Raw genomic sequence first — 11,798 nt, forward strand, 5'->3', positions numbered from 1 at the left:
CTTCACGAACTAACCGGTCGGTATGCGCGGATCCTGCACCAGATAAAACGTCCAGCGCGGCGTGTAGTCGGTGATCAGGAATTCGAAGCGGCCCGTCTTCAGCGGGTCGATCTTGCCGTTCTTGAACAGCAGCCGGTCATAGGGTTCGAAATCGCGATCGAAATCGGCGAAGCTGCTCGACACAATATTGTCGGGCGTCTTGTTGCGCTGGTCGAACGACAGGCCGTCGCCGAACACGCTCGGCTGGTCGAGGATCTCCTGGAGTTCGAACTGGAATTCGACCCAGGCCTGGCCGCTGTTGTTGAGCACGTCTATGCGCATATACATGAGGCCGTTGGCGAATTCGCCCGCGGTGCCGAACGGCTGGATCGGCTTCGTCGTGCGGATGGTCAGCGTCACCGGCGTCGCCGAATTCATCTCCTCGGTGATGACAAGCGGGTCGTCCTTGGTCCCGATGCCGGAAGCTCCGGTGATGCGGAAGCCGCCGAGTTCATCGGAAAAGGAATAGGCGCCGGCCGCCCAGACCTTTTGCTCGTCGGCATACGCATTGGCTGGCGCCAGCGGCGAAAGGGCCAAAAGGAGCGCCCGACAAATCCGGCCGGGCGAAGAAAAGAAGCGCGTCGATGAAAAGCCTGAAGGCTCAGGAATGCGCATGGCGCGAAGTATGGCCGATAAACAAGCCGTCGAACAATTAAAAAACGTCAGCGCGGTGCTCTCTGGCAACCGATACATTATGGATTGATGTTCGCATCGCCGTAAAATAGGTGCAGCGGCGGGCAAATCGCTATTGTCACGTCAGCGCCGGTTTCGCGTCGCGAATTGATGCGCTATGCAGCGCGGGAGCCAGCAAGATGCGCAAATGCGGCAAGCCAGTGCGGAGGGGTTGATGAGCGAGATCGAACGCGAAAGCATGGAATTCGACGTGGTCATCGTCGGCGCCGGCCCAGCCGGCCTCGCCGCCGCGATCCGGCTCAAGCAGGTCAATCCAGAGCTTTCCGTCGTCGTCCTGGAAAAGGGTGGTGAAGTCGGTGCCCACATCCTGTCCGGCGCCGTCGTCGATCCGATTGGCATCGATCGCCTGTTGCCCGGCTGGCGCGATGAAGAGGGTCACCCCTTCAAGACGCCGGTGACGGCGGATCATTTCCTGGTCCTCGGCCCCGCCGGTTCATTCCGCCTGCCCAACATCCTGATGCCGCCGCTGATGAACAACCACGGCAACTACATCGTCTCGCTCGGCAATGTCTGTCGCTGGCTGGCAACCAAGGCCGAAGCGCTGGGTGTCGAGATCTATCCGGGCTTTGCCGCCGCCGGCCTGCTCTACAATGATGAGGGCGCGGTCATCGGCGTCGTCACCGGCGACATGGGCGTCGAGAAGGACGGCACGCACGGTCCCGGCTTCGCGCCGGGCATGGCGCTGATGGGCAAGTACGTGCTGATCGGCGAGGGCGCGCGCGGCTCGCTGGCCAAGCAATTGATCGCCAAATACAACCTTGCCGACGGCCGCGAGCCGGCCAAGTTCGGCATTGGTCTCAAGGAACTCTGGCAGGTCAAGCCGGAGAACCACCGGCTGGGCCTGGTGCAGCACTCCTTCGGCTGGCCGCTCGACATGAAGACCGGCGGCGGCTCCTTCCTCTACCATTTGGAGGACAACCAGGTGGCGGTCGGCTTCGTTATCCACCTCAACTACAAGAACCCCTGGCTGTCGCCGTTCGAGGAATTCCAGCGCTTCAAGACCCATCCGGCGATATCAGGCACCTTCGCGGGCGCCAGGCGGCTGGGCTACGGCGCCCGCGCCATCACCGAGGGCGGCTGGCAATCGGTGCCGAAACTGTCCTTCCCCGGCGGCGCGCTGATCGGCTGCGCGGCGGGTTTCGTCAACGTGCCGCGCATCAAGGGCTCGCATAATGCCGTACTCTCCGGAATGCTGGCGGCCGAGCATGTCAGTGACGCGATTGCCGCCGGCCGCGCCAATGATGAACTGTCCTCTTACGAGGCAGCCTGGCGGGCGACCGACATCGGCAAGGATTTGAAGAAAGTACGCAACGTCAAGCCGCTTTGGTCGCGCTTCGGCACCATCGTCGGCGTCGGCATCGGCGGCCTCGACATGTGGCTGAACACGCTGTTCGGCTTCTCGCCCTTCGGCACGCTGAAGCACGGCAAGGCCGATTACGCGACGCTGGAGCCGGCCGCCAAGCACAAGAAGATCGCCTATCCCAAGCCGGACGGCGTGCTGACCTTCGACCGCCTGTCCTCGGTGTTCCTGTCCAACACCAATCACGAGGAAAACGAGCCTGTCCACCTGCTGGTCGCCGACATGGAGCTGCAGAAGCGTTCCGAGCATGACGTCTTTGCCGGGCCTTCGACCCGCTACTGCCCGGCAGGCGTCTACGAATGGGTCGACAAGGACGGCAACGCGGCCGCCGACCCCGCGGCCAAGGATGTGCGCTTCGTCATCAACGCGCAGAACTGCGTCCACTGCAAGACGTGCGACATCAAGGATCCGAACCAGAACATCAACTGGGTGCCGCCACAAGGCGGCGAAGGCCCGGTCTATCAAGGCATGTGAACCGCGCAGAACGGGCCGTCTCGACCGCCGCCTGAGCATGATCCCGAACCTTTGGTTCGGAACGGCTCATGCTCAAAACAAGAGCCGGAGAGGGGGCCGGTCTATCAAGGCATGTAGTCGGCCAGGTCATGTGCCGGCGTCGAGGCCGTTGAAACAGCGGCGTGCCTGTGTTTCCCTGATCTCTCTGTACGGAGAGATGAACATGCGCCTGGTGGTTCTGACGTGCCTTGCGGCGACCCTGTGCGGCTTCGCGCCGGCGGCATCGGCCGGCACGAAGGTGCTGGTCAAGACACGGACCTACGACATATCAGGGGCCACGGGCGCGGGCCTGGTCGTGGCCATGGACCGCAAGGGGCCGAAGCATGGCTTGACGACGCACGCCATCGCGCTGACCGCCTATACCGTTGATTGGGATATTGACGTCGGCAGGGACGGTGGCGTCTGCCGTCTGCGGCAGGCCGACGGAACGCTCGACCTGACCTATACCTTCCCCCGCATGGCTTCGGCCGCCACGCCGGCGCTGAAGACGCGTTGGAAGCGGTTTTTCGCCGGCGTGCGTGCCCATGAGCATACCCATGGCCGCATCGCCACGACAATGATGCGGGTTACCGAGAAGTCGATCACGGGCCTGGAATTCGCGGACAACTGGTTTTGCACCAGGACACACCGAGAGGCTAGACGCCGGATCAAGGCCATCTATGCCGAATACGAGGCGAAACAGAACGCCTTCGACGCGCGCGAGCATCGCGACGGCGGCCATGTCGAGCATTTGGTTGATGCTTTGATGGGCAAGCCTGATGGTGCGATCCAGAACCATTGATGCAGGAGGGACAGCGCCCCCCTCTGTCCTGCCGGACATCTCCCCCTCAAGGGGGGAGATTTGCAGCTTGAGCGCTCAGCCCGTTCCTGCAACGATGGAGATTGGCGAAAGCCGAAGTGACATCCGATCTCCCCCCTTGAGGGGGAGATGTCCGGCAGGACAGAGGGGGCGCGAAGGATCGCGACAGTCAACTTTTCGTCTTGCTGGACTGCGTCGCGGATGCGGTTGCGGTTTCGTCCTCATCGACCGGCTTTTTCTCTTCCGGCCTGAGCGAGAATTCCACCATGACGGGAAGGTGGTCCGATCCAGTATCTTCCAGCCTCGATGCCGAATGGATCAGCACCGCGCCCTTGCTGAACACCTGGTTGATCGGCAGCCCGGCGAAGCGCCGCAGGAAATCCGGCAGCTTGATATAGAGCCAGGTCGGCCCGGCCGACGGCATCACGGTCAGCTTGCCGAGCGAGGCGACACGCCTGACGGCCGCGCTCCATGGTGCGGCGTTGCAGTCGCCCGCCATGATCGCTGTCTCGCCAAGCGAGGCCAGCGGCCCGGACAATTCGCCGATCCGCCATGATTGCTCGCGCGGCCAAGGCCAGCTGAGATGAATGGCGGCGACGTCGACGCCGGTGCCGCCGAAATCGACGGTGGCGATGGCCATGGCGCCGCGCCGCTCGCAAAAAGGTTTGGTGCCGGCGGCAAACGGCCGTCTGGAGAGCAGCGCAACACCGAACACGCCGTTGGGGTAGGCGCACAGGATCCGGTAGGGATAGGCGCTGGTGATATAGCCAAGCTCGGTCGTCCACATCTCCGACACTTCGTCGAGAGTGATCACGTCGGGATTGGTCCGGCCGATCAGCGACAGCACTTTCTTCGGCGTCGGATTGTCGAAGCGCAAATTCATCTGCAGCAGGCGGTAGACGGCCTGGTCACTTGGGTAGATCGCCTGATCACCGGGGTAGACCGCCTGGTCGCCCGGCTTGGCTTCGTAGGCTGCCTGGACCGGCCACAGGCGCGGCAAGGGCAATGATGTGGTGGCGTAGGCAGCCACGGCAAAGACCAGCGCCGCGGCCGCCTGCAGGCGAAACGAGGTGGCGAGCAGCGGCAGCGCGCACAGCGCCATCAGCACGGCAAGGTGGACACGGAAATGCGCGAAGGAATCGAAAGCCGGATGCAGCGTTCCGAAAAACCCGGCCACCAGCGCGGCCGAGAGGGCGAGCATTGCCAGGAATGTAACCGAAATCATCATGTTTCGACTGCGTGCCATCTGCTTTGCTTATCGGCAGAAATGCGGCCCAATCAAGATGACGAAATGTCCACCGCCTATTGGAATGCCGTCTCCGAAAAGCTTCTGAGCTTGCGCGAGTGTAGCCGCTCCATCGGCATCTCAGCCAGCTTTTCCATCGCCCTGATGCCGATGGTCAGGTGCTGCGCCACTTGCCGCTTGTAGAATTCGGTCGCCATGCCCGGCAGCTTCAGTTCGCCATGCAGGGGCTTGTCGGAGACGCAGAGCAGCGTGCCATAGGGCACCCGGAAGCGGAAGCCGTTGGCCGCGATCGTCGCCGATTCCATGTCGAGTGCGATCGCCCGCGACTGCGACAGCCGCTGCACCGGCCCGCGCTGGTCGCGCAGCTCCCAGTTGCGGTTGTCGATGGTGGCGACGGTGCCGGTGCGCATGATGCGCTTGAGATCGTAGCCGGAAAGCCCCGTCACTTCGGCGACCGCCTCCTGCAGCGCCACCTGGATTTCGGCCAGCGGCGGGATCGGCACCCACACCGGAAGATCGTCGTCGAGCACGTGGTCTTCCCTGACATAGGCATGCGCCAGCACATAGTCGCCCAGCGCCTGGGTGTTGCGCAGGCCGGCGCAATGACCGAGCATCAGCCAGGCATGCGGCCTGAGCACGGCGATATGGTCGGTGATCGTCTTGGCGTTGGAGGGGCCGACGCCGATATTGACCATGGTGATGCCGCCGTGGTTCGGCTTCTTCAAATGATAGGCCGGCATCTGCGGCAGGCGCGGCGGCGCCGTGCCATCGCCGGGCAGGCTTTCCCCGACCTTCGTGACGACATTGCCCGGCTCGACGAATTCGACATAGCCATCGCCGCCCTTCGCCATCAGGTTGCGGGCGCGCGCGACGAATTCATCGATATAGAACTGGTAGTTGGTGAACAGCACGAAGTTCTGGAAATGCCGCGGCGTCGTCGCCGTATAGTGCGACAGCCGATGCAGCGAATAGTCGATGCGTTGCGCCGTGAACGGCGCCAGCGGCCGTGTTTCACCGAAAGCCACCTCGAATGTGCCGTTGGCGATCTGGTCGTCGGTGCCGTCGAGATCCGGCACATCGAACAGGTCGCGGATCGGCCGCTTGATACGCTCGGCGGCGGCGCCGTCGACATGGGTGCCTTCGAGGAAGGCGAAATGCAGCGGAATGGGCGTGGTCGATTCCGAAACAGTGACCGGAACGCCGTGATTGCGCATGATCAGGCGAAGCTGTTCGTTGAGATAGCTTTCGAAAAGCGCGGGCTGGGTGATGGTGGTCGAGAAATGCCCCGGCGTCGGCATGTGGCCATAGGCTTGCCGGGAGTCGATCTGCGTGAACGAGCTCGTGGTGACGCCGATCTCGGGGTAGAAGGCCCGGTAGCGCTTGCTGCTGTCGCCGCTCGCGGCCAGCGTGGTGAAGGAGTCGCGCAGGAATTTGGTGTTGCGGTCGTAAAGGATCTGCAAGGCAGCAACGGCCTTTTTGGCATCATTGAAGCTCTGCCGGCCAAAGGGCTCCGGCATGACGACCGATTCGATGGCTTGGGGATAGATTCGCTTTTCCATGGCTCAATATAGAGACTTGGCCATGCAGTTGGGAGGGGTGTGACGGCCAGAACGCGGCCAAAGCGTGGTTTTTCTTTCGAATGGTTTCGACAACAGTCGATTGTTCTAACCGCGCCGCAGGCTGACCAGCAGCACGAAGCCGACGCCGTTCTTCTTCAGCGCTGGCGCCTCGATCGTCGAGCCGGTGTCGGCGCGCATCATCGGCACCGCCAGAACCGGCGCTGAAAGCACCGTCAGGATAAGCGCCGCCCGCGGCAGGAGCCGAAGGGTTTTGAGGGCGTTGGCGACGATGCGGTTCATGGCTTTTGCTTTTCTCTCTCGAGGTCTTTGTCGGTTCAGGGGCGAAAATGGTTCACGCAAACGAACCGGCAGGCGTTGGAACTGGCTACATCCCAGGAGCGGGCCGGGCGGCCTGCCTCGGCGACGAGGATGGCGAAGAACATTCCGAACAGGCTCAGCAGCAGGCAGACGATGGTGAAGCGGCGAGCGAGCATTTGCGTGGTGTCTCCTTCAACACGCATGAAAATGCCCTGATGCAACTGAACCGGCTCTGATGCCGGCGTTCATCTGCGGTTCAAATTGATTGACGGTATCTTGATGCGGTGTCGTTTGTCGGCGCAAAAGAAAACGGAGCCCAAATGGCCCCGTTTTTTTACTCCCGCAGGATGCGAACGATCAGAGCTTGTGCCAGGTCTGGCTCTTGCAGATCAGTCCGCCGAGGACGCAGCCGCTCATCTTGAGCGAGGCTCCGGAAAGCGAGGCCTTGCCGGCATAGGTCTTGTCGGTTTCCGGGTCGGTTATGCTGCCCGCGTATTTGTTGGCGCCGGAGACCTTGAACGAACCGATGCGCTTGCCGGCAAACTTGCCCGACTGCAGCGTGATGGAGAATCCCCCTCCGCCGCCGGCGATGGCGGCAGTCGCGCCGGATTGCGTTTTCCAGTTGCCTTCGATCGGATCGGCCCACGCCGCGCCGGCCATGATCAATGTGGCCGCGAGGGCCAAGCTTGCTTTTCGAAACATGTTTTTCCTCCCTGTGGGCACCAGGCCGGTATTCCACCCCGCCAGTCTGCTTCTTACGCAAACGTAAGCTAATCCACCTCCCGGCAAAACAAAAGCGGCGCCGCAGCGGAAGACTTCAGGATTTTCTCAATGCCCCGAACCGGTCTTGCCAGCGAAGATATGAAATGATCCGCAAACTGCCTTTGTTCTCCGTGGTTAGCGGAGTGTTGATCCGCACCTCGCGAATTTTCATCAAATTTGCCGGGAATCCGCGCGATTGCTGGCTTTGTATCCTTAACGAATTTCGGCGTTTACCTCTTGTTTTAGCTTTGTTTTCCTCAAATTAAGCACGCCATTTAACGACGGATTCAAGGCTGCGCTTCATTCTCGAAAGCATCGAAAGAGCGGCCACTCCCAAGGGTTATCAACGGACACCTGGGACGAAACGAGGCTGCTCTCGGGAGCCTGACAGGGGCCAGAACAGGGGATTGAAATGGCACGTTTTGAAATGCTTGAAGCCGGCTTCGGCGCCATGGGGGCAACTGCCCAGGCCGACATTCTTTTCGAACTGGGCATGATGTATGCGACCGGCCGCGATTGCGAGACCGATGTCGTCGCCGCCCACAAATGGTTCAATATCGCCGCCATCAAGGGCTCGGTCCGCGCCGCGGAACTGCGTTCGGAATTGTCGGCGGCGATGTCGAAGGTCGAGATCGCCAGGGCGCTGCGTGAAGCCCGCGAATGGATGACGATGCACTGAGTTTTCAGGGGCACTGAGCCAATCAGGCACCGAGAACAACGACAGGGACGCTCCAGGTCAAGACCACGCTAGACGGTCGGACGGGCAAGAAAGGCCGCGCAAGACGGCCGAACAAGGCAAAACAAGAACGCGGGTCAAGCTGCGCGACGGACAGGGAAGGCGAGCGGGGTTTCGGGCGCGGGAGCGCTCGGCTCGATCGACAGAAGCCGCGACCGGCCGGAACAAGGCCGGCGCGGCTTTTGCGTTTCAGACCATGATCCCAAAAAGTGGAAACCGGTTTTTGGAAGAGATCATGGTCAAACAGAAACGTTGCAGGCCCAATCGAGTGCGGCCGATGCGCCTAGACAGGCTCAATGAACGATGAGATTCTCCCGCCACTCTGGAAGAGGCGCGGCCGGGACGGCCGCGCGAGAGTGGAGGAGTTGTATCACCATGAAAAAATTGGGTATTTTGAACGCGGCCATAGTTGGCCTGATGATGAGCGCGCCGGTCGCCTTCGCCGACGACATCACCTTTTCGGTGGTCGGACCGATGACCGGACAGCTTGCCACCATCGGTGATCAGTTCAAGCAGGGCGCGCAAGCCGCCGCCGACGCGATCAACGCGGCAGGCGGCGTCGACGGCCGCCAGATCAAGCTCGACATCGAGGACGACCAGTGCGATCCGAAGCAGGCGGTCTCGGTCGCCAACCGCATCGTCGCCGACGGCGTCAAGTTCATCGATGGCCATGCCTGCTCAGGCTCGAGCATCCCGGCCTCCGCGGTCTATGCCGAGGCCGGCGCGCTGATGATGAGCCCGGCTTCGTCGAACCCTGTACTGACCGATGCGGCGGCAACGGCCGGCTGGTCGACGATCATGCGCCTCTATACGCGCGACGATGCCCAGGGCGCCTTCATCGGCCCATGGATCGCCAAGAAATATGCCGGCAAGAACGTCGTCGTCTTGCACGACAAGAGCGCCTACGGACAGGGCGTGGCCGATGCCGTCAAGGCAACGATGAACGCCGGCGGCCTCAAGGAGGTCATGTATGAAGGCATCAACGCCGGCGAGAAGGACTATGCAGCGCTCGTCACCAAGTTGAAGGAGCTGAAGGCGGATGTGGTCTATTTCGGCGGCTATCACCCCGAGGCCGGCCTCATCCTGCGCCAGTCGGCGGAACAGAACCTCAAGTTCCAGCTCATCATGCCTGACTCGATCGCCTCGCCGGAATTCTGGCAGGTTGCCGGCCCGGCCGGCGAAGGCACCATGTTCGTCTTCCCGTCGGATCCGCAGGCAAAGCCCGAAGCCAAGGAAGCCATCGAAAAGATCAAGGCCGGCGGCTTCGTGCCCGAGGGCTTCACCCTGTTCTCCTACGCCGTGATCCAGGCCTTCGCCGAAGGCATCAAGCGCGCCGGCAGCGACGATCCTGTCAAGGTCGCCGAAGCATTGAAGAACGGCACGCCGATCAGCACGGTGGTCGGTTCGGTTACCTTCGACGAGAAGGGCGACTTGAAGAACGCCAGCTACGACATCAACCAGTGGCACGACGGCAAATACGCGCCGATCCAGCCGTAATCGCTGACGTCGGATCGAAATGGCCGGGCTTGCCCCGGCCATTTTCATTTCGAGGCAATGTATTGTTGGCCAGCGCCTCGCCTGGAAGATCGCGATGTGGCGCTCAGTCGTGGGCTTGCTCGGCAAAGCGCACCAGCACGGTCCCATCGGTGACCTGCGTCCCCTCCGCCGCGATCTCGGCGATCACTCCATCATGCGGCGCGGAGATCGTGTGCTCCATCTTCATCGCTTCCAGGATCAGCAGCGGCTGGCCCTTGATGACGGCCTCGCCCTTTGCCGCGCGCACCAGCTTGACCAGACCGGGCATCGGCGCGCGCAGGCTGCCGGAAGCAGCTACGGCTTCCTCGGCCCTCGCCAGCGGATCCGGCACGGCAAAACTGTAGCCTATGGCGCCTTCGAACACGGTGACGTGGCCGGGCCAGCGAGCGAGGCGAGGGCGCTGTCCCCAAGCTTCCCCCTTCTCCCCGTCACTATACGGGGAGAAGGTGCCGGCAGGCGGATGAGGGGCGGCGCTGCCCGTTGAAAATTGGTCCAGAACAACCTCGAACCGCCCGTCCGGCCGCACCGAGACACGCGCGAGAATATCATCCTCGCCATAGCGCAGCCGCGTGCGTTGCGCGATCGTGTGGAAATGCGCATAGCCGGCAAGTGCCGACCACGGGTCGTCGGACTGTGCCTGAGCCCCGGCGCCGGACGCCGCAAGGGCTGCCGCGGCAATAGTCTCGCCGCTCGGCGGCGGAACCGCGGTCAACTTCTCCTGGTGTCGGCCGATCAGGCCGGTGTCGACATCGCCGGCGGCAAAATCCGCATCAGTGGCGAGGGCCGCCAGAAAGGCGGTGTTGACGGTCGAGCCGGCGATCTCGGTTTGCGAAAGGGCTGTTCCCAGTGCTTCGAGCGCTGCTTGCCGATCCTTGCCGTGGACGACCAGCTTGGCGATCATCGGATCGTAGAAGGGCGAGATGGCATCGCCAGCCCGCACCCCGGTCTCGATGCGCATGCTGGCGCCTTCCGGGGCGGCATCGGGAAATTTCAGATGATGCAAGGTGCCCGTTGCCGGCAAGAAACCCTTTGCCGCGTCCTCGGCATAGAGGCGCGCCTCGAAGGCGTGGCCTGAGAGCTGGATCTCGCTTTGCGTCTTGGGCAGCTTTTCGCCGGTCGCCACCTTGAGCTGCCACTCGACCAGGTCGATGCCGGTGACCATTTCGGTGACGGGGTGCTCGACCTGCAGGCGGGTGTTCATTTCCATGAACCAGAAGCGGTCGGCTTTCAGCCCTTGCGAGGCATCGACGATGAATTCGATGGTGCCGGCGCCGGAATAGTGGATTGCCTTGGCGGCCTTGACCGCCGCCTCGGTCATCGCCTTGCGCAGCGCCGCCGTCATGCCGGGTGCGGGCGCTTCCTCGATCACCTTCTGGTGGCGGCGCTGTGCCGAGCAGTCGCGCTCGTAGAGATGCACGGCATTGCCGAAATTGTCGCCAAACACCTGCACTTCGATGTGGCGTGGCTTGTCGACATATTTTTCGACCAGCACGCGGTCGTCACCGAAGGCGGCCTTGGCCTCGCGCCGCGCGCCCGACAGCGCTTCGGAAAAATCGTCGGGATGTTCGACCCGCCGCATGCCCTTGCCGCCGCCACCGGCGCGCGCCTTGATCAGGACGGGATAGCCGATCTCGCGCGCCTTTGAGGCGAGCAGCACGATCTCCTGCGCTTCGCCGTGGTAGCCCGGCACGACCGGCACGCCGGCCTTTTCCATCAGTCGCTTGGCGGCGTCCTTCAGCCCCATGGCGCGGATCGAGGCGGCCGACGGCCCGATGAAGACGAGGCCTGCCGCCACCACCTGGTCGACGAAGTCGGGGTTTTCCGACAGAAAACCGTAGCCGGGGTGGATGGCTTCGGCGCCCGCCGCTTTCGCTGCCGCGATGATCTTGTCGCCGCGCAGATAGCTTTCGCCGACAGGCGAGGCGCCGATATGCATCGCCTCGTCGGCCATCTCGACATGCAGGGCCTGGGCGTCGGCATCCGAATAGACGGCGACCGTACGCACACCCAGCTTGCGCGCCGTGCGGATGATGCGGCAAGCGATCTCGCCGCGATTGGCAATCAGGATCTTGCCGAACATGGGACCTCCGCGAGCGAGGATTGGACTCTACGGACAGCAAGACGCTTGAACACCCCCTCTGTCCTGCCGGACATCTCCCCCGCAAGGGGGGAGATTGGATGTCCCGCCCGCCTTCGCCAACCATCAACGCTGTAAGGTGAGCGACACGGCGAAGCTG

The 11,798-nt window shown here is 62.7% G+C and carries 11 protein-coding genes; 4 read left to right on the top strand and 7 right to left on the bottom strand.

Annotated elements, in window-relative coordinates; translation table 11 throughout:
- Nucleotides 1-9: 9 nt before the first annotated feature.
- The gene (locus MESS4_RS13125) at nucleotides 10-654 is read right to left on the bottom strand and encodes a hypothetical protein (protein ID WP_081609718.1); all 645 of its coding nucleotides are present in this window, start codon (nucleotides 652-654) and stop codon (nucleotides 10-12) included.
- Nucleotides 655-886: 232 nt separating this feature from the next.
- Between MESS4_RS13125 and MESS4_RS13130 the strand changes: the two genes are divergently transcribed.
- Nucleotides 887-2,566: an electron transfer flavoprotein-ubiquinone oxidoreductase gene (locus MESS4_RS13130; RefSeq protein WP_006331096.1), complete on the top strand. Its 1,680-nt coding sequence runs from the start codon at nucleotides 887-889 to the stop codon at nucleotides 2,564-2,566.
- Nucleotides 2,567-2,768: 202 nt separating this feature from the next.
- Complete coding sequence (locus MESS4_RS13135; protein ID WP_006331097.1) at nucleotides 2,769-3,386, top strand: DUF922 domain-containing protein; 618 nt, start codon at nucleotides 2,769-2,771, stop codon at nucleotides 3,384-3,386.
- Nucleotides 3,387-3,573: 187 nt separating this feature from the next.
- Here the strand turns inward: MESS4_RS13135 and MESS4_RS13140 are convergent, their stop codons facing one another.
- From MESS4_RS13140 to MESS4_RS13155, 5 genes are all read right to left on the bottom strand, one after another.
- Nucleotides 3,574-4,650 (bottom strand): endonuclease/exonuclease/phosphatase family protein, encoded by a 1,077-nt coding sequence (locus MESS4_RS13140; protein WP_051070882.1) that lies wholly within the window; start codon nucleotides 4,648-4,650, stop codon nucleotides 3,574-3,576.
- 56 nt (nucleotides 4,651-4,706) lie between these two features.
- Nucleotides 4,707-6,167, bottom strand: a complete 1,461-nt coding sequence (locus tag MESS4_RS13145; protein WP_244441130.1) for an AMP nucleosidase — start codon at nucleotides 6,165-6,167, stop codon at nucleotides 4,707-4,709.
- Nucleotides 6,168-6,314: 147 nt separating this feature from the next.
- Complete coding sequence (locus MESS4_RS13150; RefSeq protein WP_006331102.1) at nucleotides 6,315-6,509, bottom strand: hypothetical protein; 195 nt, start codon at nucleotides 6,507-6,509, stop codon at nucleotides 6,315-6,317.
- A gap of 35 nt (nucleotides 6,510-6,544) precedes the next feature.
- Complete coding sequence (locus tag MESS4_RS33455; protein ID WP_157385568.1) at nucleotides 6,545-6,730, bottom strand: hypothetical protein; 186 nt, start codon at nucleotides 6,728-6,730, stop codon at nucleotides 6,545-6,547.
- 154 nt (nucleotides 6,731-6,884) lie between these two features.
- The gene (locus MESS4_RS13155; RefSeq protein ID WP_006331105.1) at nucleotides 6,885-7,229 is read right to left on the bottom strand and encodes a DUF2147 domain-containing protein; all 345 of its coding nucleotides are present in this window, start codon (nucleotides 7,227-7,229) and stop codon (nucleotides 6,885-6,887) included.
- A 472-nt stretch (nucleotides 7,230-7,701) separates the two neighbouring features.
- On the opposite strand from MESS4_RS13155, the gene MESS4_RS13160 reads away from it, so the two are divergent.
- Together MESS4_RS13160 and MESS4_RS13165 are read left to right on the top strand one after the other, a co-directional pair.
- Entirely contained in the window at nucleotides 7,702-7,968 is a 267-nt protein-coding gene (locus MESS4_RS13160; protein WP_006331108.1) for a sel1 repeat family protein, read from the top strand.
- A 432-nt stretch (nucleotides 7,969-8,400) separates the two neighbouring features.
- Nucleotides 8,401-9,522 carry an ABC transporter substrate-binding protein gene (locus tag MESS4_RS13165; RefSeq protein WP_006331113.1) on the top strand — a complete coding sequence of 374 codons (1,122 nt, stop codon included), beginning with the start codon at nucleotides 8,401-8,403 and terminating at the stop codon, nucleotides 9,520-9,522.
- A gap of 103 nt (nucleotides 9,523-9,625) precedes the next feature.
- Here MESS4_RS13165 and MESS4_RS13170 read toward each other — a convergent pair whose 3' ends face one another.
- Nucleotides 9,626-11,641: an acetyl/propionyl/methylcrotonyl-CoA carboxylase subunit alpha gene (locus MESS4_RS13170; RefSeq protein WP_006331115.1), complete on the bottom strand. Its 2,016-nt coding sequence runs from the start codon at nucleotides 11,639-11,641 to the stop codon at nucleotides 9,626-9,628.
- Between the last annotated feature and the right edge of the window lie 157 nt (nucleotides 11,642-11,798).

The sequence above is a fragment of the Mesorhizobium sp. STM 4661 genome, assembly GCF_000359125.1.
Classification (GTDB): domain Bacteria; phylum Pseudomonadota; class Alphaproteobacteria; order Rhizobiales; family Rhizobiaceae; genus Mesorhizobium.